We start from the raw sequence: 24533 nt of genomic DNA on the forward strand, positions 1-24533 counted from the left end.
GCGAGAGACCGGCCCGCCCGGTCCGGCGAAGAGAGGAAGTGTCAGTGGACCTTCCGGCGTCAAGAAAACCGGTGGAAATCGAGAGACCGATCCGCCGGGAAGAGGAGGGGACAGAACTTTCCATTGATCTTCCGGTGAGAAGAAGAGCGTGGAAGGATGAGGTCTATCCGCCGGAACCGGCACAGGAAACACATTCCGGAAAGAAGAAAATGATCCGCGATGCGTCCGCGAAGACGAAGAATCACCGCAGGGATGCTGAACCGGTCCGAAAGACTGCAGCGGAAAGAAAAACCGCCGGGAAAGTGTCGGCCGGGAAAACTTCTGCGGAAAAAATGTCAGCGGAAAAAGTGCCGGTGGATGAGGAAACATTTGACCGCAGTACAAAGAACACCGGGGAATCGGTTCGGCCGGCAGACGGTCTGCAGGTTTCCGTTTCTCCGAAACATTCTCCATCAAGGGGGGATGCCGGCAAACGCCCCGCATTTGACGGTGAGCGGGAGAAGAAAGACGCGGATCGCAGGATGGCACAGGCTGCGCAGGAGCGCATCCGCCGGAAAAAGAAAAAGGGAGGATTTTTCGGAATCCTTCTCGGCCTCTTTCTGTTTGTCTCCGTGATCTTTGCGGTAGGGTATGTCTACACCCAGGGAAAGCTGGATCTGATTCAGCGTCTTCCGTGGAACCGGAGCAATATCGCCAATACCGGCCTGAGCGCGGACACTATGGCCCGCATGAAGGGATACTGGACCGTGGCGGTATTCGGTGTGGATAGCCGTGACAGCAATCTCGGAAAAGGCACCAATGCGGATGTCAACATGATTGTCAGCATCAACCATGATACCGGAGATATCCGGCTGGTTTCCGTCTACCGCGACACATACATGAAGGTGTCGGACAAGGTGTATAACAAGCTCAATGCGGCCTATCAGAGCGGAGGACCGGAGAGTTCGGTGTGGGCGCTGAACCGGAATCTAGATGTGAACATCGACGATTATGTAACCTTCAACTGGAAGGCAGTCGCACAGGCGATCAACATTCTCGGCGGAATTGATGTGGAAATCACAAAGGACGAGTTCTTCTACATCAACGCATTTATCTCGGAGACGGTTGAAGCGACCGGAATCGGATCGCATCAGCTGAAAGAGGCGGGAATGAATCACCTTGACGGCGTGCAGGCGGTGGCATACGGCCGGCTTCGTCTGATGGACAGCGATTTCAAGCGCACCGAGCGCCAGAGGACTGTCATCCAGCTTGCGCTGGAGAAAATGAAGAAGGCGGATCTTTCCACCCTGAATTCGCTGGTTGAAACGGTATTTCCGGAAGTGGCGACCAGCGCGGATGTGAGCGATGCGCTTCGCATGGCGGCCAATGTCGGTCACTATCACATCGCGGGAAGCTATGGCTTCCCGGAAAACAACAAGCTTTCGAGAGTGAAGGGAAGAGGTTCGGTGGTTGCTCCGGCGACACTTGCCTCCAACGTCACGCTTCTCCATAAATTCCTGTTTGATGTGGATGATTACGCGCCGTCCGAGACGGTTCAGGCAATCAGCAAACATGTCTCCGAGGTGACCAATGTCGCGGAGATGAAGGAGAAAACGAAAGAGGAAGCGAAGACTGCCGGGGAGAAGGCGGAAAACGTTTCGGCCAAGACCGCTGCCGTACAGGAAACATCAGCAGCAAGGGCAGCCGAGACCAATAAGACGGCATCGTCTTCCGGACAGACGTCAGCGAAGGCGGCATCCACCGTCAAGCAGACGTCAGCGAAGGCGGCATCGACCGCTAAGCAGACGTCAGCGAAGGCGGCAACAACTGTCAAGCAGACATCAGCGAAGGCGGCATCCACGTCCAAGCAGACCGCGAATAAGACGTCATCGGCTTCGAAAACCAAGACGCAGAAGGCCGCTTCCAAGACACAGCAGACCGCGAAAACCGCGAAGTCTGCAAAGAAAACAGCATAATTATGAAAAAGGAGAGTCACTATGGGCGTAAATGTCAGAGGCAGAAACTTTTTGAAACTTCTCGATTACACACCGGCGGAAATCCGCTATCTGCTCGATACGGCGGCAGAGTTTAAGCGTATGAAGCGAAACGGTGTACCGCACCGGTATCTTGAGGGAAAAAACATCGTCCTTCTCTTCGAGAAGACCTCGACGCGCACCAGATGCTCTTTTGAGGTGGCAGGACACGATCTCGGACTCGGCGTGACCTACCTTGATCCGGGCAGCAGTCAGATGGGAAAAAAGGAGAGTATTGCCGATACGGCCCGGGTTCTCGGCCGTATGTACGACGGCATTGAGTATCGCGGTTTCGACCAGAAGATTGTGGAAGAGCTTGCGGCTTATGCCGGCGTTCCGGTGTGGAACGGACTGACCGATCAGTTCCATCCGACACAGATGCTGGCGGATATGCTCACGATTGAAGAAAAATTCGGCCATCTGAAAGGCCTGAACCTGACCCTGATGGGCGACTGCAGAAACAATACCTGCAACTCCCTGATGATCGTATGTGCGAAGATGGGGCTTCATTTCACCGCCTGCGGACCGAAGGCACTCTGGCCGGAGGAAGCTCTGGTGAATACAGCGAACGAGATCGCGGCTGCTTCCGGCGGTTCGATCCGTCTGACGGAGAGTGTGGACGAGGGAACCAAGGATGCCGACGTCATTTACACCGATATCTGGGTTTCCATGGGCGAGCCGGATACCGTGTGGGAAGAGCGGATCCGTCTTCTCACACCGTATCAGGTAAATCGGAAAGCGATGGACAATGCGAAAGAAAGCGCTGTCTTCATGCACTGCCTTCCGTCCTTCCATGACACCAAGACCGTTATCGGCGCCCAGATCGCCGAAAAGTTCGGAATTACTGAGATGGAGGTGACGGACGAGGTCTTCGAGTCCGACCGTTCCATTGTGTTCGATGAGGCGGAAAACCGCATGCATACGATCAAGGCTGTGATTTATGCAACTCTTTGCTGACAACACATATGGTATGCGGACCGCGGTGAAGTGATGGAGGATTCCCAGGGAAACACAACAGATTATACCGGGCGTTCCTATTCGGATTACCGGTATTGACCGATCCCGGCCCGCGACGGCTGCCGGAAGGAAGAGAGGCATGGACATGAAGCGTGAAAGAAACAGAGAGAGAAGGTCCGGAACAAGGGTACGGAGCATTCTGACGTGTGGTGTTCTGACCGGAGTAATGGTTCTTTCCGCATGCGGGGCAGCGGCCGGAATGGCAGCATCCTCTGCGGCGGCACAGACACCGGCGGAGAAAACGGCGGATGAAACCGTCAGCACGGCGGAAGCGGGAAGTGACGCGGAAGCGTCTTTGGTATCGGATCATGATAAGACATCGGAATCGGCACAGCTCTCCGGTGACAGCGAGGGGGCTTCCGGGAGTGCTTCTTCGGAAGAGGAAGACAGCACCGGTGAAACATCGGCGGAACTGGATCTCTCACATGATTATTCCGGCGAAATAAAGTCAAAAGTCGCCTCCACAGCAACCCATTCTGCCACGCTGCAGGAAGAACTCCGGAAGATTCAGAAGCTCTCCGAACAGTATGACGAAGTGTTCTCTGCCGCGCAGGCTCAGGTCGAACTCAATTACGTCGCAGAGTGGTCCTATGAACTGTGGGATGACGAGCTGAACAGTCTTTGGGGAAGGTTCCGTGAGAGTGCTCCGAAGAGTACGGTTGATCGGGTTCTGAAAGAGCAGAGAAACTGGAATGCCATGAAGAAAGAGGCGGTCATTCTGAATATCGGTCCGGCGGAGGACGGCGGCAGTATGTATCCGATGCTGGAATCCGGTTATCTGAAAGGCATCACGGAAAACAGAGTCTATCTGCTTGCGGAGGAACTGGCGGCGGTTCGGAATGAAAAATTCACAATTCCGGAAAAGGACATCTACGGGACCTATGTGGACAATCAGGGAACCGGAGAGATCTACAGCTCCCTTGTACTTCGTCAGGGCTGGGAAAATGACAATGAAGCATTGATTTCAATTCATCGGACCGGAAGTCTCTGCGGAACCTTTTCCGAGCGCGGAAAGGGAACGCTTGCATTTGTCTCCGATGACAAAAAGACAGAAGGTATCATCACAATTGACGGATGGAAGGGTGCTTCTTTTGAAGTGACGAAGGCGGAAGCCGGAAACGGATTCCAGCCGGGAGACAGATTCCGGTTTGAGTTTGTGCTTTGATGCTTTAAGGAGCCGCTGCCCCGAAGCTGTTCCTTATCTGTTTCATACTTGGTCGTTGTCTTTGTATCTTCATTTTCGTACAATAGGGAGTATGAAATTCATTCAGAACTTTTGCTATCTGATTAAGATTGCTTCCATTCTTACCGAGCTCTGCTAAGATCTTTCCGAGCACATCAAGAAACTCATCACTTGCGGCAGAGACTTTGATCACAGGTTTGATGGTTCCGCATTTTGCGGAATAAAAATGCCGCCATAATTGGCGACCTAAGCAGGGGGGGAAGGCACTCCCCAACAAGTAGCTGACCATGTGGCAAATGAGCAGGACGCGAATTTGGTACCATGGTCGATACTTGCTCTTAAAAAACAAGACATTTGTTCATACTGAGAAACTCTCATTTACATCACCTGCCTTTCCGTACATTTTGCAATCCACTCGATAAGATCCGGTTTGGTGACAAGCTTTCTTCCTCCAATCTTGAGAGTGAGGAAATCCTTCTCATTCATCAAAGCATATGCGCCCGACTTTGAGATGGATAGTGTTTCTGCCAGCATCTTTGCATCAATGATATCCGGCAGATTTTGAAATAGTTCATTGCTCATGTTGTTATCCTCCTTCGTTTTTTTATTTTTGAGCATAATAAAACAGCCCTCGTAGTGAGAGCTGCCTGTTACGGTAGAACGAATTTTTACTCAAATGTCTTACAGTATTCGTTATGTTCTTTCTTGCTGTAATCCTCTAATAGCTGTGCAATCTTTTTTATCCGCTTAACAACGGCACTGTGGGTTTTATATCCGACCTTATCTGCGATTTCCTGGTCAGTATAACCTTCCTTCTTTAGTCGGATAATCACCTGATCCTTTTCTGGAAGTGTAGAAAGAAACTGTTCCCATGAAAGTCTGTTAATGGCATCTTCGAAATAGTCATTGCTGTCGGCTACATCAAAAGATGTTCCTGCTTCCGTATCAGTTCTTTAGGTAAGAGGTAGAACAAGGTCAGCCACGATTTGTTTGAAGATCTGGGAAACCAAAGAGTATCATCCGGGCCGTTAAGCATCAGATACCCGCTTTCATTATGTTGTCTGTTTCTATTTTGCATCTTGTCCACCTCCTTTCTTAAGCGGGATCCATTCCTCCCATTTATATACGACGCGAAAATAGGTGAAATGTTCCATGTGTTCCAATGAATATTAAATATTTTTTTGATTATAGTTTGGGGCTAATTTTTCAGACATCCAATAGGAATAACATATACGCCGTCTTCACGCTTATAACCATATTCAGTCGCGGTTATGACAAGCTTAAGATCCGGCAATCTTAGCGGGACCTGTTTTTCCTTTTTGTTGTACTCTTCAATGAGTCTTTCTATCTTGCATAGATGTTCGGCGCCCTTATCAATTTCTTTACTTCCGAGTTTGAATTCTATCAGAGCATATCGCCCATCCTTAAGATGAAGCACTGCGTCCGCTTCCAAACCATAGCGATCATGGTAATATGAGACTTCTCCGTTCATTCCGGAGGAATAAATCTTTAGGTCTCTGATACATAATGACTCAAAAAGGAAACCTAAGGTCTTGAAATCGGTATTGAAGTAGTCAGGCGAAAGACCAAGTGCTGCTACTGCTATGGATGGATCCACTAGATTTCTTTTATTACCGGATCTGATTGCTTCTTTTGAACGGATTGCGGGACACCATGCAGGGAGTTCGTCTATTATGTATAAATCTTCAAGATCATGGAAATAATCATAGAAAGTAGGCTTTGATATTCCCGTTGCCTGCGAAGTATCTGAAAAAATGGTTTTTGTTTCTGCCAAAGTACATATATTTCTTGAATAGGATCTTATCAGGCGTTCTGCCCATAAAGGATTCCTTTTAACATGGCTGATATTAGAAATATCAGTATGGCAAGTCTGATAAAAGAGATCAGATGCGATAGAAAGCGCAGCTTCCCTGTTCTTGACATCAATACTTTGCGGCCATCCGCCACGACAGATAGCATAGATCAGGTCGTCAATCGTCAGCTTAGACTCTTCCCATTCGATATCCTTTCCTTCAAAAAGATCCATAAGCGAAACGGTACCCGAAGACTCGCCGCTCTCATACAGACTCATAGGAAACATACGAAGTGTTGAAATCCTCAGTGTTCCGGTATGAGCCGTTTCAACCTTCTGGGAAGATGAGCCGGTAAGGATATACTGACCTTTTAATCCGGAGTCGTCCACGCTTTTACGTATTGCTCCCCAAATCTTCGGAGCATCCTGCCATTCGTCAAACAGCCTTGGTTTATCTCCGATCAGAAGCTTTGAAGGCATGTTTTCGGCAACGGACAAAAGCCTTTCTCGTGTATCTTCATCTTGAAACTCTATATAGCTATTTGCATAATGCTTTGCAGTTGTTGTTTTTCCACAGCCCTTTGGTCCCACGATTAATGTTGCGCCAAAAGCCTCGAGCTTTAGTTCTAACGCGGAATCAGTTATTCGGTTGCGATATATCTTTTCTGTATTATCCATATGTTATTCACCTCAAGGATGATTATACTTTATTTAACATATATGTGCAACCCTATTTTACATTTGTGATGCTGAACGCCTTACATATATGTGATATAATATTTTACAGATTTGTGGCAGTAATTTAAGGGATTGTCTCGAGAGGGCAGTCAAAAAGGGTCAAAAAAGGTAAATAAAAAGACCATGATATACTTCTTGTAGTAGTTAGCACAAATAACAGTAGAAGGAGGCAAGCAATGTCATTCAGAACACTTGAAATCACAAATCCATCAGCAGGTACAGTTTAGCAAAGAAGAATATAACAAGCTTTGGTTTCAGATTATAAAACAAAAGATATCGAATCAATCAAGAGTTCTATCCTTGCTGGGATGTCCCGGAGCAGAAAAGATCGGAATATATGCACAGCAGATGAAAAAGGAAGACATAGACTCGTCGGAATCCTTAGCCGCAAAAGACTATTTTCAGTTTTATCATGAAGGACTGAACCGAAGAAATGATGACCCTGTAAACAGCCGATTAAATTATGGATATGCTGTTGTAAGAAGTGCAATCGCAAGAGCAATTGTAACTGTTGGCTGTCATCCGGCATTCGGTATACATCATAACAATCAGCTCAATGCCTTTAATCTTGTCGATGATCTTATCGAACCATTTAGGGCATTGGTAGATTTGGTGGCCCATGAAAACATAGGTACAAACGAGTGGCTCACTAAAGCTGAGCGGTCTTCGTTGGCTTATGTGCTGCATAATGCATGCCTGGTAAACGGGACTAAAGTAAGCGTTCTGTATGCAATAGAGCTTATGTCCGAGAGCTATAAGCGGATACTGATGCATGAATCAGAAGAATAACTCGTTTTGCCAACAGTGATTTCAATAGAAAGCATGGAGGGAATAACAGAATGAGAATACTTGCAATCCTGACTCCAACCGATAAGTGGGGTACAAAAACAGCATACACAAATCTCAGGAAGTTTCTTAATAAAAGACGGGTATCTTCGAATAGCACCCGAAGTCTTTATGCGCATTACTACCAACAGAAAAACTGCCCAAAAGCATTTTGACCGACTGAAAGAGTATGCTCCCGCGACGGGAGAAGTAAGAATCCTACGACTTACCGAAAAACAATATGCCAATATTACTTATTTGACCGGCTGTCCTGATGAACAAGAAAACACCGTTGGTACGAACTGTCACATCATGCTATAATGAATCCATGAACATGATGTTGTGGTATCAAACTGATCAATATCTTGAAGAAGGTTGTATTTAAAATACAAGATATGCTACAAATACGACCCTCCAAATTTGGAGGGTCGTTCAACAAAACATTAAAAAGATCAAAAAAAACAATTCTGTCAAATATAAAAAAATATGTAATTTGGGAAAATACCTTGAAATAGAATGTTGTATCGGGGCTATATTAGTATGGGGTGGAGTGCTGTTTCAAATTGTGACGCTCGTGAAAAGCTTATTTGTATAAAAGGAGATATGTAATGTATAAGAGAAAACTTTTAACGGTTGTTGTTGGAGCGATGATTTCTTTATTTTCTGCTTCGTCAGCTTTTGCCGGATGGGTTTCAGATGGAACAACCTGGTACTATCAGGAGAATGGTCTAAATAAGACCGGTTGGGTTCAGGATAACGGTAATTGGTATTACCTGAATGCAGATGGTAAAATGGCCACAGGGTTTGTCCAGGATGGTTACAATACGTACTATCTTGATCAGGCAAACGGTGCGATGTTGACTGGTTGGCAGCAAATCGATGGGAAATGGTATTACCTTTCTCCGGAAAATGGCGGTGCAATGCTCCGGAAGGCTACGACACCGGATGGTTATTTTGTTAATGCAACTGGCGTATGGGTTCCGGATCAGGAAAGTAAGAGCAGCAATGCTAACGCATCCCAAAAAACTATATCAGCTAACAATGAGGATGTTGATAGCATTAAGGATGTTTCTCTTGATAATAATACCTTATGTGATTATGCAGATCAGGTCATTGATCTGATCAATGAAGTTCGAGTAGAGCATGGATCCGCTCCGCTGAAAGAAAACTCAACACTAATGGATATCGCACAGGAACGTGCAGTAGATATTGTTGAAAACTATAGTCATGATGACATCGATGGATCTTTTATATGTGCTGATATGATGAAGGATTATGGCTATGATTACAAAAAATGCGGCGAAAATCTCGTTAAAGGACGTAATTCGCCCGAAGCAGCTGTGAAAGCATGGTTAGCATCTTCTAATCACAAGAAAACTCTCTTAAATAGAGCTTATACGGATACTGGAGTTGGTGTCGTGGAAGTAAATGGAAAGCTCTACTGGGTCCAGATCTTCGGAACACGTAGTTATAGCAGAAAATCTGATGATTCTGATAACAACCGTGTTAAGAGTTCTTACGGTATTGATTACGATAGCCTCGCTTCTGATTACGCCTTTTAAATCGTGAAAAGAACCATCCAATTCTCACATTCGAGAAAGGGATGGTTCTTTTTTTGCCAATCCACCGCGACAGTGCTCATTTTGCGTTACTGTCTTATGAACACTGCCGTAAAGGGACGGCGGCGTTTTGCTGTAGATAATAAACACACTTTGGACACAAAGAAGCGTTATAATCAGGACAACATATAAAAAATGGGAGGAGTGTGCTATGACGGATCCGAGAGATGAATACGAAAAAGATATGGGAAACATGGGCAACATGGGCTGCACGGAAAACATGGAAAACATAGAACACGACGGCTGTGCACCGGATGATGCGGTTTCCGGCGCCGGCACAGACCGGGATACTGTGTCAGATACTGCTGCCGGTGGTAAGGACTCCGGCGCGGGCAGGGCACCTGCGGAAAACAGTGCGGGAGGCGGCTCCTGGAACAGCAGTGAGCAGGGAACGCAGTTCGGCGGATTTGCCAATTCCCGTTACATCGGTCATCCGATCAACGATTTTGAGAGTCAGACCGGATGGCAGGACGGACCGGTTCCGCAGCCGCCGGTTGTTCAGCAGACCAATACCGGAAAAAAAGTGCTTGGAATCCTTGTGTCCGGAATCCTCTTCGGTGTTGTCGCCGGCGGAACCATGTTCGGCGTTAATCAGGCGGCGAAGAGAGTGTTTTCCTCCGATGCCGCAAAAGAGACATCAGCTCCGCTGATTCTGGAAGAGTCACAGCCGGAGACAAAAGATCCGTCGGCGGATTCTGCGGCGGGTGCTGCCATCGGTTCCACGGAGACCGGAACGGATCTCTATGATGTATCGGAGATTGTGGAAAATGCGATTCCGTCGGTGGTGGCGATCAATACTCAGACGACCATCACGCAGAATGACTGGTTCTTCGGTCCGCAGACCTATCGCGCGAGCGGCTCGGGATCCGGTATCATTGCGGCAGAGAACGACAGTGAACTGCTTCTGATCAGCAACAATCATGTTGTGGCGGACAGTCAGAAACTGACCGTGACCTTCCACGACGGAACTTCTGTGGAGGCGGCGGTCAAGGGAACGGATCCGAATACCGATCTCGCGGTGATCGCGGTTGCGATGGAGAATATTCCGGAAGAAACCAGAGGAAAGATCAAAGTCGCGGTCATGGGAGATTCTGATTCGCTGAAACTCGGCGAGCGGGTCATCGCTATCGGAAATGCACTCGGTCAGGGTCAGTCGGTGACTAGCGGCGTTGTCAGCGTGCTGAACAAAAAGATTCCGATGCAGAACGGAACGACCCGAACGCTGATTCAGGTTGATGCGGCCATCAATCCGGGAAATTCTGGCGGTGCGCTGCTGAACCGGAAGGGCGAACTGATCGGAATCAATTCGGCGAAGTATTCCCGCACGGATGTGGAGGGCGTCGGTTTTGCGATTCCGATCTCTCAGGCCAAGACCATCATCGATGATCTGATGACCAAGAAGACGAAAGTGCCGGTTCCGGAGGATCAGAGAGCATACATCGGAATTCAGATGTCCAATATCGATGCGGTCACCGCACGGAATTATAATCTTCCGGAGGGCGTGTATGTCTACCGCATTATCCCGGGTTTCGCCGCGGAGCAGTCGGACCTGAAGGAGCGGGACGTCATCGTAAAATTCGGCGGCGAGACGGTTCGAACAGGGGAGGATCTGCAGAAGCTGGTTAGTTATTATCACGGCGGCGAGACGGTCAAGGTGACCATTATGCGTGAGGATGAGAACCGTGTTTATCAGGAAAAGGAAGTGGAGATCACTCTCAGCTACCGGAAGGACGCGGAGAACGCGAAAAAGAACGGGCAGCCGTAAGAAATCAGTCCGCTGAATACGGCTGTTCGGACCGAATTCATTTTTTTGGAAATGTGCGACAGGTGGAATGAGCAATGAAAACAGTTCTTTGTTATGGAGATTCCAATACGTATGGATATGTGCCGGAAACCGGAATGCGTTATCCCAAAAACGTCCGGTATCCGGGACGCCTTCAGCTGCTTCTCGGAGATGAGTATGCGGTGATTGAAGAAGGATGCAATGGGCGGACCACCATTCACGATGACCCGATCGACGGATGGAAGAATGGACTGGATTATCTGAAACCCTGTCTGAATTCCCATAAGCCGGTGGATATCGTGATCCTGATGCTTGGCAGCAATGATCTCAAGGAAACGTTTCACCTGACAGCCCGGGAAATTGCGGACGGCGCAGGGACTCTGGTCGATGTGATCAGGAGTTTTACTGCGGAAAAACAGGGATTTGTGCCGACGATTATTCTGGTATCGCCGCCGGAGATCGGAACAGGGATACGGCGATCTCCGTTCTTCGGAGCGTTCTGTGAAACCGCCGTGGCAGAGTCCGGAAAGTTTCCGGAATGCTATCAGAGAGTTGCCGACCGGAAGGGCTGTGTATTTTTCAATGCGGCAAAGTATGTCTCTCCTTCGGAGTTTGATTCCCTTCACCTGACGCCCGAAGGGCATCGTGTGCTGGCGGAGGAACTCTGTAAGGTTATCCGGTGTGAGGAGAAAAAAAGGCCGCGATAAAATGCCGGAATTGATCGGACTGACGCCTGTGACTTTCGTCACGGGATGCGGTCCGGTCTTTTTTGTTTTCAAAAAGATATTTCACAAAATTTCCACATTTTGCCCCGATTTTGAACACATTTCACCGATAAAATCATTACATCTTCGTAAGAGAGATAAACAGAAAATGATTGCGGGTCCGAAAACTCTCGGACGGATTGGAATCAGAAAAGGGGTATTCATTATGAGAAATGCAATTCGATATACAGCCGGAGCTCTGGGGATGGTGACCGTTGTCGGAATCATGAATCCGCTCACCGTGCTGGCGTCCTCCAACTACGCGATGCAGAAGAAAGTGGTCGTGGCCGCAGGCATTCTCACGAGAACCTCCAATGAGATGGGAACCATCACGAGAGGGGAGTTTGCCAAAATGCTGGTGCAGGCGTCTTCCTATCACGATTCCATCGGAACCGAGACCGGCATCGCGCTGTACGCCGATGTCGCGGCAGATCATCCCTACTGCAATTATATCCGCGTGGCAGCGGAAAAAGGCTGGATGACCGGATATCTCGGCGGAAATTTCAAGCCGGATGAGCCGGTGAAAATGCTCGACGCCGCAAAGGCACTCATGACGCTGCTGGGATACACCAACGACGATTTCACGGGCAATGTCACCATGAACCGGATGACAAAATTTAACGCCATCGGACTCAATGAGGATGTCGGAAAAGGGATTTCCGATACGCTGACCTGGTCCGACTGCGTGCATCTGTTCTACAATCTTCTGGATACCAATACCAAGGATAATGAAAATAAAACAAAGACAAGCTCGACGGTCTACGCGCAGGTGCTCGGCTACAAGCTGACCGATGACGGAGAGATCAATCTTCTTGAGTCCCTCAAGAGCGATCTCAAAGGACCGTATACCCTGAGCGATGGAGAACATATCAGCGGGATCGTGCCGTTCTCAGTATCGGATGCATCGTTCTATCTCAACGGCGAGCCGAGCACGAAGTCCCAGATCGAGGATGCGGCCGATGACGGCGTCTGCCTGATCTACTACAACACAAAGAGCAAGATGGTTTATGCATACTCGGAGGAAGGAACTACCGGAGAAGACGGGGAAACGCAGATGGGCGCGGCTCACGGAAATCTGGATGCGATCTATTACGGATCGACAGACATCATGGTTCCGACGTCCATTTCGCTGGACGGAGAGATCTATTACATCGACAGCAGCGATATGCAGTTTGCGTTCTCGGTATACGGAAGTCTGGAGATCGACGACAACATTTCCATTGTCTGGAAGTCCGAGACCGACAGCGACGGAAATGAGAAGAAATATGTCATAAGTTATGCGGACTGAGCGGACGGGGAGCAGGATGGCAATGAAATTTACATTTTTTAAAAATGCAGCAGAACGTCTGAAACGAATCAAACACCGGAAAACGGCGATCGCGCTTGCCGTCCTGATTGCGGCCGGCTCCGTCGGCGGTGCACTCTATGCGGCAAACAGCAAAAAAGCAGGAAGCGGATCGAAGAGCGTAAAGACTTCCGCTGTCTCACGGCAGAACATTCAGAAGACACTTTCCTCCTCCGGAACCATTTCACCGAAGGATACGTATTCCATCACTTCGCTGGCGGAAGGCGAGGTGATCGAGTGCACGTTTGAAGCCGGAGATACCGTGGAAAAGGGAGATGTGCTCTATCGGATCGATGCATCCTCGATGGATTCCCAGCTGAGCAGTGCGAACAATACGCTGAATCGGTCCAACAAGAGTTACAGCCGGGCGGTCAGCGACCTGGCGAAAGCGCAGTCGAAGTACAGCGGCAATACCTACAAGGCCACAAAATCCGGATATATCAAGGAATTAAAGATTTCGGACGGAGACAAGGTCGGCAGCAATTCGACGATCGCGACCATTTACAACGATAACAATATGTCGATCCGTCTGCCGTTCCTGAATGTGGAGGCAATGCAGATCTCGGTCGGCCAGAGCGCGGTCCTCACTCTGAGCGATACGCTGGAGGAGATCAGCGGAACCGTGACGGCGGTCAGTTCCCGGGATGAAACTCTGGACGGCGGCAGACTTGTCCGCTATGTCGAGATCTCGGTGGAGAACCCGGGAGGACTGACCGAGACGACGGCGGCGACGGCGGTGGTCGGCGATTATGCTTCCAGCGGCGACGGCACCTTTACCGCGGATTCCGATTCGGACATGAGCGCGGATCTGGATTCCAGCGTAGTCTGCAGCAAAGTTCTCGTCCATGTCGGCGATTATGTTACCGTCGGAACGCCGATCTTTTCCATCGATGCGGAGGATGTGAAAGAAATCCTTGAGAAGTATGAAGACTCGGTGGACAGCGCCCAGTCGTCCGTGGAGAGTGCCCAGAGCAAACTGGATTCCACACAGGACAGTTATGATAATTATACAATCACCGCGCCGATTTCCGGCAAGGTCATCACCAAGAACACAAAAGTCGGTGATAAGATCAAGGGCAGCAGCAACAGCACCACGACGCTGGCGGTGATCTATGATCTCTCCACGGTGACTTTTGAGATGAGCATTGATGAGGTGGATATCACCAATGTCAAAGTCGGACAGAAGGTGGAAGTGACCGCGGATGCGTTTGAGGGTCAGACCTTTGAAGGCGAGGTCACCAATGTCAGCATGGTGGGTTCCACCAGCAACGGTGTAACCAACTATCCGGTTACCGTCACGATGACCGAGTACGGAGACCTCCTTCCGGGAATGAACGTCGAGGGCGTGATCATTCTGGATTCGGTGGATAATGCGCTGGCGGTTCCGGTGGATGCCCTGCAGAGAGGCAATGCGGTCTATGTGAAGGATGATTCCGTGACGGAAGCGAAGGGCAATGTCCCGGCAGGATTCCGGAAAGTGGAAGTTCAGACAGGCCTTACCAGTGATGATTATGTGGAGATTAAAGAAGGTGATCTGCAGGAAGGCGACGAGATCTACATCACCCAGAGTTCAGTAGGGTCGTCCAATGAGATGACAGGAATGCCGGGAATGGGCGGCGCGCCGGGCGGAGGCTTCGGCGGCGGCTCCGGCGGCCCGTCCGGAGGAGGTTCCGGTGGCGGTTCCGGCTCCGGCGGCGGTTCAAGAAGCGGAGGATCAGGCCGCAGCGGCGGTCCGATGGGATAAACCGGAAAAGCGCGGCATCTGACAGGACAGAGAAGAACATGGCGGGACAGACGCGGCAGGCGATAAGACAGCGGACATATCCCGCCGGATCATAAAAATTCGCTGACAATAAGAAAAACACAGAAGCGGAGGTTTGAACATGTTCGGTTTTGGAAAAAAGAAAACGGCTCCGGAAAACGCCAACGGAGCCGGGCGGGAACTCAATGCGCCGCTGATCGAACTTCGGGATATCTATAAGATTTACAGGATGGGCGACGAAGAAATCCATGCCTCCGACGGGGTCTCGTTAAAGATCCGGAAGGGAGAGTTTGTCGCCATCGTCGGAAAATCCGGAAGCGGAAAATCCACACTCATGAACATCATCGGAGCGCTGGATGTGCCGACGAGAGGCCAGTATCTCATCAACGGTCAGGATGTCAGCCATATGTCGGATGACGAGCTGGCCGAGATCCGGAATAAGACCATCGGCTTCATTTTCCAGCAGTACAACCTTCTTCCCAGAGATAATCTTCTGGGCAATGTGGAACTCCCGCTTCTCTATGCGGGGATCGCCCCGGAGGAACGGAAAGCGCGCGCGATGGCTTCGCTGGAGCGGGTCGGTCTTGCCGACAAATGGATGAATCATCCCTCCCAGCTCTCCGGAGGTCAGCAGCAGCGTGTCTCCATCGCCCGGGCACTGGCCGGTGATCCGTCGCTGATTCTGGCGGATGAGCCGACGGGCGCTCTGGATTCCAGAACAAGCCGGGAGGTGCTGGGATTTCTGCAGACACTGAACGAAGAGGGCAACACAATCGTCATGATCACCCATGACAACTCCATCGCGGTGCAAGCCAAGAGAGTGGTGCGCGTGATGGACGGAAAAATTACTTTTGACGGAACTTCCGCGGAATACGCGGCTCTTCTGGAAGATGAGAGCACCCGCGTGAAAACGGCAGAAACGGGAGAAATCGCATGTTAGTACAGTCTTTTCTGCTGGCCATCCGGAGTATATGGAGCAATAAGATGCGTTCGTTCCTGACGATGCTCGGAATCATCATCGGCGTGGCAGCGGTGATCATTCTGGTTGGTCTGGTCAACGGTCAGATGTCTTATATGACGGAACAGTTCGCGAGTATGGGAACGAACCGGATCAATGTCAGCATCACAAATCTGCGGACGCGGTCGGTTGACGTCGACCGGATGTATGAGTTTTATGAGGACAATGAGGCATATTTTGACGGGATGTCGCCGTCGGTGCCCATCTCCGGCGGAACGGTAAAGATCGGAAATGAGTCGCTGGACTCGACTTCCGTCACGGGTATCAGCGAGGATTATCTGGATATCATCGGGAAAAATCTGGAGGCGGGACGGTTTATCCAGTATGCGGATATCACCTCCCGGTCAAAGGTCTGCGTAATCGGCTATTACCTTGCGACAGAGTATTTTAAGACGCCGTCGGCAGCCACCGGCGAGAACATCCGGATCAACGGTGAGAGTTACACGATCGTCGGCGTGGTGGAACGTCAGACCAGTGAGAGCGATGAGCTGGAGGAGGGCGGAAGCGATGATTTTGTCTACCTTCCGTATACAGCGGCACTGAAACTGTCCCGGAACGGCACCGTCGGCAGCTACGTGTTTACCATGCGCGATACGTCGCAGACGGATCTGGTGAAGACGCTGATCGGGGATTTCCTGTATCCGATCATGAAAAACGAAGATCTCTATAAGATAACCGCCATGTCGGAAATGCTGGATTCCATGAATTCCATGATCAGCATGATGTCGCTTCTTCTCGGCGGCATCGCCGGAATCTCCCTTCTGGTTGCCGGCGTGGGTGTGATGAATATCATGCTGGTGTCCGTCACGGAGAGAACAAGGGAGATCGGTATCCGCAAATCTCTCGGCGCAAAGCGGGGAACCATTCTGCAGCAGTTTGTCATTGAGGCGGCGGTGACCAGTATGATGGGCGGACTGATCGGAATTACCCTCGGCTGCATTCTGACCAAAATTGTCGGAAAAGCGGTGATGGACATCGATGCCTCGGCGACACCGGGCTCGATTCTGGTATCCTTCGGCGTTTCAGTCGGAATCGGGCTTCTGTTCGGATATATGCCGGCGGCAAGAGCGTCCAGACTGAACCCCATCGATGCACTGCGGAGCGATTGAACGCGGAGACATAGCGAAAAATCATTTTCCATACACGGCGAGGCCGGATTTCCGGGAGGGGATCCGGCCTCAAATAGACAAGCCAGCTTGTCTGCTTGAGCCTGGAGGACAAAAGTATGATACAATGAATGATGTCATACGGATCGCGCGAATCCGGAACACGGCCGCGGCCGCAGGGCCGGAGATCGGAGGAAAAGTTTGAAAGTAAACTTTCAAACTTTGATTGACGGCTCAATAGACAAGCCAGCTTGTCTACTTGAGCCTGGAGGACAAAAACATGAAATGTTGGAAATACATGCTGTTGGGTGCAGGACTGTTCGGCGCAGATCAGATTTTGAAACAGATGGTGGAGCGGGATGATCCGGAACGGTATCCGCGGAAGGCCCGGCACACCGGGAATCTGCTGAAACTCTATCGGAATCACAACGATGGATTCCCCTTTGGTTTTCTCCGGAATTATCCGCAGATCGTAAAGATGATCCCGCTTGTGATGACCAGCGCCGCCGCCGGGGTGCTGGCACGAGTCATGAGTGAAAAACACGCGACGGCGGCCGACCGGACAGCGTGGACGCTGATCACGGCAGGCGGGCTCAGCAATCTTCTGGACCGCCTGCGGAAAGGATATGTGGTGGATTATCTCTCCATCGACCGTAAGATCGTGGACAAGGTGGTCTTCAATCTGGGCGATGTGGGCGTATTACTCGGAAATATTCTGACGACCGTGTCGGTGTTTGTCAGAGATCATCGGAAAGCTGTCGATTCAGCATCCGCGGATCAAGGAGAGCTCCGATGACAGGAGCATAGGCTGCGTGGTCCGGAAGGATGAAGCGTGTGCGGAAGATGTCCGGCATGCGGTTAAAGACGTCAAAAGCGCTTTTTGCCTGCGGCAGTTCGGCGAGAGAACCGGTGATTACGACATCCCGGATCGAGTCTCCGGAGAGGGCAAAGACGGAGAAGACGCCGGTGTTCTCGTAGATCAGGTGGAAGAGGGCGGCAGCGATATCGTCGTCGCCGGCATCGTCCCGGATCTTTCCGAAGTTGGATGCAGTGAGATCCCCGCTGAGCGGCGCACCGTCACCGTCCTGCAGATCGGAGACCATGAGGTCTGCCCGGCGGTAGTCGCCGCGCTGCGCCATCTGGTTGAGGGTGTCGAAATTCCTTACCTGAAGCATACGGCCGGCCAGTCCCATCAGGGTTCCGCCGCCCAGGGCGCTGCCGCCGATGTGACGGAAGATGTCCGTCTCGTTCTCCGATTCGATGGTGCGGTCGCTGCGCACAAAAGCGGTGCCGGTTCCCATGCTCACCACAAGAGCACGGCTGAGGCCCGCCAGGTGAAGACCGCCCCTGCCGACAGAGAGAAGCTCGTCGCTGTGGAAGGTCGGAATTCCGTAGATATCATCGTGAAAAAAGGTTGCCCGCTGTCCGGTGAGGGCGATTTTTTTGACCTGACCCAGTCTCATGCCGTACTTGCGGAGAAAATGTCCCAGTGCGCCGTAGGCTGTAGTGATCGGGTCGGATCCGCTGACCTGAAGGGTTCCGAGAAGCGTCTGTGCCTCGTCCATGGCGGCAACCTTGGTTGTGGAACCGCCGATATCAATTCCGATGGTGATATTCATATAAAGATCCTTTCTTTTTCCGGGCTGAAGCCGGACACGGATGTCCCGGCTTTATGGATATCCCGGATTTGAGGAAAGAATCCTGCTCGTGCCGGGGGCCGGAAAAAATGCGCTGTCCGCAAGCGGATTTGACACGGTAATATGAATATTATATATTGTTTCCGATGTGATTCCAATGACAATTCACAGGAGGAAATCGATCATTGAGTACAGAAGATATCACTCGATTGTGTGTGCTGGCGGCACTGCTTTTTCTGTCGGCATTTTTCTCATCTGCGGAGACCGCGCTGACCACGGTAAACCGGATCCGGATTCGAAATCTTGCGGACACGGGTGACCGCAGGGCAAAACGGGTTCTCCGGATTCTGGAAATGCCGGACCGGATGCTCAGTGCGATTCTGATCGGCAACAATATCGTCAATATGTATGCATCTGCGCTGGCGGCCATGCTTGCTGCGGATTTCTGGGGAAGCAGGGCGGTCGGAGCGGCGACCGGTATTCTGACGCTGATGGTGCTGGTGTTCGGCGAGATCGCGCCGAAGACCGCGTCAACCTTTGCGGCCGAAGACATTTCCCTGCATGTGGCAGGGGTGATTCATGTTCTGATGATTCTGCTGCGGCCGCTGATCTTTATCGTAAACCGGCTGGCAAAGATCGTTCTCACACTCATGAATGTGGACACGAACCGGAAAGGGGATACCATCACCGAGGATGAGCTGCGCACTATGGTTGAGGTGAGTCATCAGGAGGGTGAGATCGAGGAAGACGAGAAGACCATGATCAACAACGTGTTCGATTTCGGCGACGCGGTGGTCAGGGACGTCATGGTTCCGAGAGTCGATATGACGGCGATTGATGTTGAAAACGGATACGGGGATCTGATGGAGATTTTCCGGGAGGAGAAATACACCCGCTTTCCGGTTTATGAGGACACCATTGACAATGTCATCGGAATTCTGAATATCAAGGATATTTTTCTCAAGGGCGCGGACGGAGTGAAGCCGGAAACGTTTGAACTCCGGCAGTATCTGCGGAAACCCGAGTACACGTTTGAACAGAAAAACATCTCGGATCTGATGCTGGAGATGCGGCGGAAGAATATCAATATCGTCATCGTTCTGGATGAATACGGCATTACCAGCGGAATGATCACGATGGAGGATATTCTGGAGGAGATCGTCGGCGAGATTCACGACGAGTACGATGCAGATGAGGACGACAATCTCCGAAAAGTCGGACGGAGAGAGTATCTGATCGAGGGCTCCATGAATCTTGACGATATCGATGACCGGCTGAAGCTGAGCCTGCAGTCGGAAGATTACGATTCCATCGGCGGACTGATGATCGGAATTCTGGGACACCTTCCGAAGCAGGATGAGACGGTAGTGGTGGACGGTATCCGGATCGTGGCCGATCGGGTGAGGGGAAACCGGATTGATCGGGTGCGGCTTTTCCTGCCGGAACACATTGCCGCAAAGATGCAGGAAGATTAGATTTTCTTGCAGTTGACAGGGGTCTATGATATAATTTCATGATGTCGGAGCAGGAGGCGGAAGCCGCTTCCTGCTCTATTTGTGCAGAGCACTTAGCTGAGATGCACACAGTATGAAGAAAAAAACGAAGGAGAACAAGGGACAAGACATGAAAAAGAGCAGAGCAAGAAGTTTTATTGAGCTGTTTCTGACACTTGCCGTCATCTGTCTGTTTGGGTATTTCGGCTACACGACGATGACCGGCAGCGGAATCAAGCTTGGTCTGGATCTGGCCGGCGGTGTATCCATCACCTATCAGGCTAAGGGAGAAACCGCACCGTCTGCGGAGAATATGGCAGATACCGTGTATAAGCTCCAGCAGCGAGTTCAGAACTACAGTACGGAGGCACAGGTATATCAGGAAGGCGACGACCGGATTAACATTGATATTCCGGGTGTGTCCGATGCAAACGCAATTCTGGAAGAGCTTGGCAAACCGGGATCCCTGGTATTCCTTGACAGTGAGGGCAATAAAGTTCTGGACGGAACACAGGTCACCAGCGCTCAGGCCGGAATCGATGATTCCAACGGCAAGACGGATTACATCGTTGCGCTGACGTTTGACGAGGCCGGAACCAAGGCATTTGCCGATGAGACGGCAAAGAGCATCGGAAAGCCGATCTACATTGTGTATGATGAAAGCATCGTATCTTCTCCGATCGTTCAGACGGAGATCACCGGCGGACACTGCTCCATCACCGGAATGGAGAGCTATGAGAAGGCGCAGAATCTTGCTTCGACCATCCGTATCGGTTCTCTGAGCGTGGAACTGGAAGAGCTCCGCTCCAATGTGGTGGGCGCTCAGCTTGGACAGAATGCGATCCGCACATCCCTTCTTGCCGGCGCCATCGGATTTGCTGCCGTTGCGCTGTTCATGATCGCATTTTACTGGATTCCGGGTCTTGCGGCATCGCTGGCGCTCTGCCTGTATGTTGCCGTAACCATCGTTCTTCTTTCTGCATTTGAGATCACGATGACTCTTCCGGGTATTGCCGGTATCATCCTTTCCATCGGTATGGCGGTGGATGCAAACTGCATCATTTTCACCCGTATCCGTGAGGAGATCGGTCTCGGTCATCCGGTAGCCGCTTCGATCAAAGAAGGTTTCCGCAAGGCACTTTCCGCGATCATTGACGGAAATATCACAACCCTGATCGCTTCTGCTGTACTCTATAAGCTGGGTTCCGGAAGCGTCAAGGGATTTGCAACGACACTGGCACTCGGTATCCTGGTATCCATGATCACCGCGCTGTTTGTAACCCGCTTCATTCTGTGGGCGCTCTACGGTCTCGGCTTCCAGGATGCAAAATGGTTCGGCATCAAGAAAGATCGTGAGCCGATTCACTTTATCCAGCACAGAAAGACATTCCTTGCCGTATCCGCGGCCCTCATTGTGGCAGGATTCGCATTTATGGGATACAACCACACACAGGGCAGAAATGCACTGAACTACAGCATGGAGTTCCTCGGCGGAACATCCACCAATGTTGCCTTCAATGAAGACATGACACTGGAACAGCTGGATGAGAAGGTTCAGCCGGTGGTTCAGGAAGTAACCGGTGATGCCAACATCCAGATGCAGAAGGTGGCAGGAACCAACGAGGTCATCATCAAGACCAGAACCCTGAACGGCGAGGAGCGCGAAAGCCTGAACACAAAGCTGGCTGACAGCTTCGGCGTGGAGAAGGAGAAGATCACGGCAGAGAGTATCTCCGGAACGGTATCCAGCGAGATGCGCCGCGATGCAGTGGTAGCGACAGTGGTGGCAACGGTTCTTATGCTGATCTACATCTGGGTAAGATTCAAGAACGTCACCTTTGCAGCGAGCTCCGTTCTCTGCCTGATCCACGATGTTCTGATCACACTGGCGGCATATGCGGCACTCCGCTGGTCCGTCGGCAACACTTTTATCGCGTGCATGCTGACGATTGTCGGTTATTCCATCAATGCGACCATCGTTATCTTTGACCGTATCCGCGAGAATAAGAAACTCGGCACAAGAGGAATGACGATCGAATACATGATCAACAAATCCGTAACGCAGACATTGTCCCGAAGCATCAACACCTCCCTGACAACCTTTGCCATGGTACTGATCCTGTATCTTCTCGGCGTATCCTCGATTCGAGAGTTCTCCGCTCCTCTGATGGTGGGTATCGTCAGCGGTACCTGGTCTTCGGTTCTCATCGCGAGTGCTCTCTGGTACATTTTCAACCAGAAGAAGGCGGTGAAGGACGAGGAGTTCCTGACCGAAGTCCGCGAGGAGACACCGCAGGCGCCGATCACAACCGGAAAGAAGAAGGCTGCGAAGAAGTCTGCCGTAGAGAAAGCGGCTCAGTCTCAGGCCGCTCTCGAGAGAGGAAAGGCGCTCAAGGCAGAGCGTGCGAGAATCCTTGAGGAGGCAAAGGCGGAGGAAGAAGCGGAGAAGCGCGCAGAGATGCAGGCGCTGATCCAGAAGACCATGCAGATTTCGGCGATGAAGGAAGCAGGTCAGGATCCGTTCGCGGCGAAGAATGACACACCGGATGCGGAGTGATCCGATACCGGAAACGGTCATTTGAAATACAGCATAAGGGAAACTTTCGGGAAACACGGATATATCCGGGCTTCCTAAGAATATGACATAAGATGTAAGACATAAGAATGCGGGCCCCGGCGGTCCGCATTCTTTTCACCGGCTTGTCTGGCTGGGTCTGGAGGACAAAAGTTTGAAAGTAAACTTTCAAACTTTGATTGACGGCTCAAATAGACAAGCAAGCTTGTCTGCTTGAGCCTGGAGGACAAAAATATGGAATACAAGATTCTTGCGACAGAGGGCCGCGCGAAAAGAGCCCGCATGAAGACAGTTCACGGCACCATCGAGACGCCGGTGTTTATGAACGTGGGAACCGTTGCGGCGATCAAGGGTGCCGTATCAACCGATGACCTTCGGGGAATTGACACACAGGTCATGCTCTGCAACACCTATCACCTTCACGTCCGTACCGGGGATCCGCTCATTCACGAGCTCGGCGGTCTTCACAGGTTTACAAACTGGAATAAGCCGATTCTTACCGATTCGGGCGGCTTTCAGGTTTTCTCTCTGGCGGGACTGCGAAAGATCAAGGAAGAAGGTGTAACCTTCCGCTCCCACATCGACGGACATAAGATCTTTATGGGACCGGAAGAGAGTATGCAGATTCAGTCCAATCTGGCTTCCACCATCGCCATGGCGTTTGATGAGTGCCCGCCGGCGCTGGCAGACCGTGAGTATGTGGAGCGCTCCGTGGCGAGAACCGTTCGCTGGCTGAAGCGCTGCAAGACGGAGATGGACCGACTGAACTCCCTTCCGGAGACCATCAACAAAGAGCAGCTTCTTTTCGGCATCAATCAGGGAGGAATCATCGATGACATCCGGATCCGAAACGCGGAGGAGATCTCCGAGCTGAATCTGGACGGATATGCGGTCGGCGGTCTGGCAGTCGGTGAGTCCCATGAGCAGATGTATCACGTTCTGGACGAGGTGGTTCCGCATCTTCCGAAAGAGAAACCGACGTATCTGATGGGCGTGGGCACACCGGCTAACATTCTCGAGGGCGTTGAGCGCGGCATTGATTTCTTTGACTGCGTGTACCCGTCCCGCAACGGCCGTCACGCAAATGTGTACACGAATCACGGCAAGATGAACCTGATGAATTCGAAATACGCAAAGGATCTCCGGCCGATGGAAGAAGGCTGCCAGTGTCCGGCATGCCGTTCCTACACCAGAGCATACATTCATCACCTTTTCAAGGCGAAAGAGATGCTCGGTATGAGACTGTGCGTATTGCATAATCTGTACTTTTATAATAAAATGATGGAAGAAATTCGGGATGCCATTGATTCACAGCGGTTTGCCGAGTATAAGAAAGCCAAGCTGGAAAGCATGGCAGCCGGTGAACAGTAAGTCACGGCAGCACGAATATTTATTCAGGAGGAAAGAGGAATGAACAGTGTATTTTGGGTAGGATACCTTGTTGTCATCATTGGTCTGATGTATTTCATTGCGATCCGTCCGCAGTCCAAGGAGAAGAAGAGACGTGAAGAGCTGATGGCCAGTATCGCAGTGGGCGACAGTGTTCTCACAACAAGCGGCTTTTACGGCGTGATCATTGACATGTCCGATGACACCGTGATCGTTGAGTTCGGAAGCAACAAGAACTGCCGCATCCCGATGAAGAAGGATGCCATCGTTCAGGTTGAGAAGCCGAATCAGGCATAAGACTCCGTTTCCTCTGGGAGGAATGAACGACAAAGAATAACAGAGACCGGTCCCGGCAGCGGGCAATGTCATTAAGTTAACATTGGCTATTGGACGTCTCTAAAGAAAAACTAGCAGGAAAGTGAATGACTTTCCTGCTTTTTCTTGATTTATGACA

Annotated in this window: 20 protein-coding genes; 17 read left to right on the top strand and 3 right to left on the bottom strand. The window is 50.8% G+C overall.

Translation table 11 applies throughout. The features are described 5' to 3' along the window. The 3 genes from BMW41_RS10500 to BMW41_RS10510 all read left to right on the top strand — a co-directional run. The coding region (locus BMW41_RS10500) for an LCP family glycopolymer transferase (RefSeq protein WP_074650043.1) at positions 1–1955 on the top strand (1955 nt) is incomplete at its 5' end. 21 nt (positions 1956–1976) lie between these two features. Beyond that, complete coding sequence (gene argF, locus BMW41_RS10505) at positions 1977–2969, top strand: ornithine carbamoyltransferase (RefSeq protein WP_074650044.1); 993 nt, start codon at positions 1977–1979, stop codon at positions 2967–2969. A 145-nt stretch (positions 2970–3114) separates the two neighbouring features. Further along, positions 3115–4194, top strand: a complete 1080-nt coding sequence (locus BMW41_RS10510; RefSeq protein ID WP_177171223.1) for a lysozyme inhibitor LprI family protein — start codon at positions 3115–3117, stop codon at positions 4192–4194. A 396-nt stretch (positions 4195–4590) separates the two neighbouring features. Here the strand turns inward: BMW41_RS10510 and BMW41_RS10520 are convergent, their stop codons facing one another. Then, positions 4591–4794, bottom strand: coding sequence for a helix-turn-helix domain-containing protein (locus BMW41_RS10520; protein ID WP_074650047.1), 204 nt, complete (start codon positions 4792–4794; stop codon positions 4591–4593). Between the two features lie 616 nt (positions 4795–5410). Next, positions 5411–6703 carry an ATP-binding protein gene (locus tag BMW41_RS10525; protein ID WP_074650048.1) on the bottom strand — a complete coding sequence of 431 codons (1293 nt, stop codon included), beginning with the start codon at positions 6701–6703 and terminating at the stop codon, positions 5411–5413. A gap of 252 nt (positions 6704–6955) precedes the next feature. Here BMW41_RS10525 and cas1 point away from each other — a divergent pair, with 252 nt between their 5' ends. From cas1 to BMW41_RS10575, 10 genes are all read left to right on the top strand, one after another. Further along, a complete protein-coding gene (cas1, locus tag BMW41_RS10530) occupies positions 6956–7552 on the top strand; it encodes a type II CRISPR-associated endonuclease Cas1 (protein ID WP_074650049.1) in 597 nt (198 codons plus the stop codon). Between the two features lie 168 nt (positions 7553–7720). Further along, positions 7721–7909 (top strand): CRISPR-associated endonuclease Cas2, encoded by a 189-nt coding sequence (gene cas2, locus BMW41_RS15420; RefSeq protein WP_074650050.1) that lies wholly within the window; start codon positions 7721–7723, stop codon positions 7907–7909. Positions 7910–8196: 287 nt separating this feature from the next. Beyond that, a complete protein-coding gene (locus BMW41_RS14615) occupies positions 8197–9150 on the top strand; it encodes a CAP domain-containing protein (protein ID WP_074650051.1) in 954 nt (317 codons plus the stop codon). Positions 9151–9358: 208 nt separating this feature from the next. Further along, positions 9359–10972: a S1C family serine protease gene (locus tag BMW41_RS10545; RefSeq protein WP_074650052.1), complete on the top strand. Its 1614-nt coding sequence runs from the start codon at positions 9359–9361 to the stop codon at positions 10970–10972. Positions 10973–11046: 74 nt separating this feature from the next. Continuing rightward, positions 11047–11697, top strand: a complete 651-nt coding sequence (locus BMW41_RS10550; RefSeq protein ID WP_074650053.1) for an SGNH/GDSL hydrolase family protein — start codon at positions 11047–11049, stop codon at positions 11695–11697. A gap of 223 nt (positions 11698–11920) precedes the next feature. Beyond that, positions 11921–13042, top strand: coding sequence for an S-layer homology domain-containing protein (locus tag BMW41_RS10555; RefSeq protein ID WP_074650059.1), 1122 nt, complete (start codon positions 11921–11923; stop codon positions 13040–13042). 22 nt (positions 13043–13064) lie between these two features. Then, positions 13065–14843, top strand: a complete 1779-nt coding sequence (locus tag BMW41_RS10560; RefSeq protein ID WP_074650054.1) for an efflux RND transporter periplasmic adaptor subunit — start codon at positions 13065–13067, stop codon at positions 14841–14843. 247 nt (positions 14844–15090) lie between these two features. Next, positions 15091–15801 carry an ABC transporter ATP-binding protein gene (locus BMW41_RS10565; RefSeq protein ID WP_074650060.1) on the top strand — a complete coding sequence of 237 codons (711 nt, stop codon included), beginning with the start codon at positions 15091–15093 and terminating at the stop codon, positions 15799–15801. Next, positions 15795–16988 (top strand): ABC transporter permease, encoded by a 1194-nt coding sequence (locus tag BMW41_RS10570; RefSeq protein WP_330386982.1) that lies wholly within the window; start codon positions 15795–15797, stop codon positions 16986–16988. Before BMW41_RS10565 ends, BMW41_RS10570 begins: the two co-directional genes overlap by 7 nt. 277 nt (positions 16989–17265) lie before the next feature. Further along, positions 17266–17781, top strand: coding sequence for a signal peptidase II (locus tag BMW41_RS10575; RefSeq protein WP_083378905.1), 516 nt, complete (start codon positions 17266–17268; stop codon positions 17779–17781). On the opposite strand, the gene BMW41_RS10580 is transcribed toward BMW41_RS10575, so the two are convergent. After that, a complete protein-coding gene (locus tag BMW41_RS10580) occupies positions 17723–18604 on the bottom strand; it encodes an acetate and sugar kinases/Hsc70/actin family protein (RefSeq protein WP_074650055.1) in 882 nt (293 codons plus the stop codon). The genes BMW41_RS10575 and BMW41_RS10580 overlap by 59 nt on opposite strands. Positions 18605–18807: 203 nt before the next feature. Here BMW41_RS10580 and BMW41_RS10585 point away from each other — a divergent pair, with 203 nt between their 5' ends. The 4 genes from BMW41_RS10585 to yajC all read left to right on the top strand — a co-directional run bounded on the left by BMW41_RS10585 (position 18808) and on the right by yajC (position 24376). Continuing rightward, positions 18808–20097 carry an HlyC/CorC family transporter gene (locus BMW41_RS10585; RefSeq protein WP_074650056.1) on the top strand — a complete coding sequence of 430 codons (1290 nt, stop codon included), beginning with the start codon at positions 18808–18810 and terminating at the stop codon, positions 20095–20097. A gap of 148 nt (positions 20098–20245) precedes the next feature. Further along, positions 20246–22672 carry a protein translocase subunit SecD gene (gene secD, locus BMW41_RS10590; RefSeq protein WP_083378907.1) on the top strand — a complete coding sequence of 809 codons (2427 nt, stop codon included), beginning with the start codon at positions 20246–20248 and terminating at the stop codon, positions 22670–22672. 252 nt (positions 22673–22924) lie between these two features. After that, complete coding sequence (tgt, locus tag BMW41_RS10595; RefSeq protein WP_074650058.1) at positions 22925–24061, top strand: tRNA guanosine(34) transglycosylase Tgt; 1137 nt, start codon at positions 22925–22927, stop codon at positions 24059–24061. Between the two features lie 39 nt (positions 24062–24100). Then, on the top strand, positions 24101–24376 hold the full coding sequence (gene yajC, locus BMW41_RS10600) for a preprotein translocase subunit YajC (RefSeq protein WP_031473200.1): 276 nt from the start codon (positions 24101–24103) through the stop codon (positions 24374–24376). Positions 24377–24533: the final 157 nt, after the last annotated feature.

This window comes from [Clostridium] aminophilum (assembly GCF_900101295.1).
Taxonomy (GTDB): Bacteria; Bacillota; Clostridia; order Lachnospirales; family Lachnospiraceae; genus Clostridium_R; species Clostridium_R aminophilum_A.

Bases quoted from the DNA above. Each gene is read 5' to 3' on its own strand.
- BMW41_RS10580 (WP_074650055.1), bottom strand. From the start codon at position 18,604: ATGAATATCACCATCGGAATTGATATCGGCGGTTCCACAACCAAGGTT.
- argF (WP_074650044.1), top strand. From the start codon at position 1,977: ATGGGCGTAAATGTCAGAGGCAGAAACTTTTTGAAACTTCTCGATTAC.
- secD (WP_083378907.1), top strand. From the start codon at position 20,246: ATGAAAAAGAGCAGAGCAAGAAGTTTTATTGAGCTGTTTCTGACACTT.
- BMW41_RS10525 (WP_074650048.1), bottom strand. From the start codon at position 6,703: ATGGATAATACAGAAAAGATATATCGCAACCGAATAACTGATTCCGCG.
- BMW41_RS10520 (WP_074650047.1), bottom strand. From the start codon at position 4,794: ATGAGCAATGAACTATTTCAAAATCTGCCGGATATCATTGATGCAAAG.
- BMW41_RS10560 (WP_074650054.1), top strand. From the start codon at position 13,065: ATGAAATTTACATTTTTTAAAAATGCAGCAGAACGTCTGAAACGAATC.
- cas2 (WP_074650050.1), top strand. From the start codon at position 7,721: ATGCGCATTACTACCAACAGAAAAACTGCCCAAAAGCATTTTGACCGA.
- BMW41_RS10565 (WP_074650060.1), top strand. From the start codon at position 15,091: ATGGGCGACGAAGAAATCCATGCCTCCGACGGGGTCTCGTTAAAGATC.
- BMW41_RS10575 (WP_083378905.1), top strand. From the start codon at position 17,266: ATGAAATGTTGGAAATACATGCTGTTGGGTGCAGGACTGTTCGGCGCA.
- BMW41_RS14615 (WP_074650051.1), top strand. From the start codon at position 8,197: ATGTATAAGAGAAAACTTTTAACGGTTGTTGTTGGAGCGATGATTTCT.
- tgt (WP_074650058.1), top strand. From the start codon at position 22,925: ATGGAATACAAGATTCTTGCGACAGAGGGCCGCGCGAAAAGAGCCCGC.
- BMW41_RS10545 (WP_074650052.1), top strand. From the start codon at position 9,359: ATGACGGATCCGAGAGATGAATACGAAAAAGATATGGGAAACATGGGC.
- yajC (WP_031473200.1), top strand. From the start codon at position 24,101: ATGAACAGTGTATTTTGGGTAGGATACCTTGTTGTCATCATTGGTCTG.
- BMW41_RS10555 (WP_074650059.1), top strand. From the start codon at position 11,921: ATGAGAAATGCAATTCGATATACAGCCGGAGCTCTGGGGATGGTGACC.
- BMW41_RS10570 (WP_330386982.1), top strand. From the start codon at position 15,795: ATGTTAGTACAGTCTTTTCTGCTGGCCATCCGGAGTATATGGAGCAAT.
- BMW41_RS10510 (WP_177171223.1), top strand. From the start codon at position 3,115: ATGAAGCGTGAAAGAAACAGAGAGAGAAGGTCCGGAACAAGGGTACGG.
- BMW41_RS10550 (WP_074650053.1), top strand. From the start codon at position 11,047: ATGAAAACAGTTCTTTGTTATGGAGATTCCAATACGTATGGATATGTG.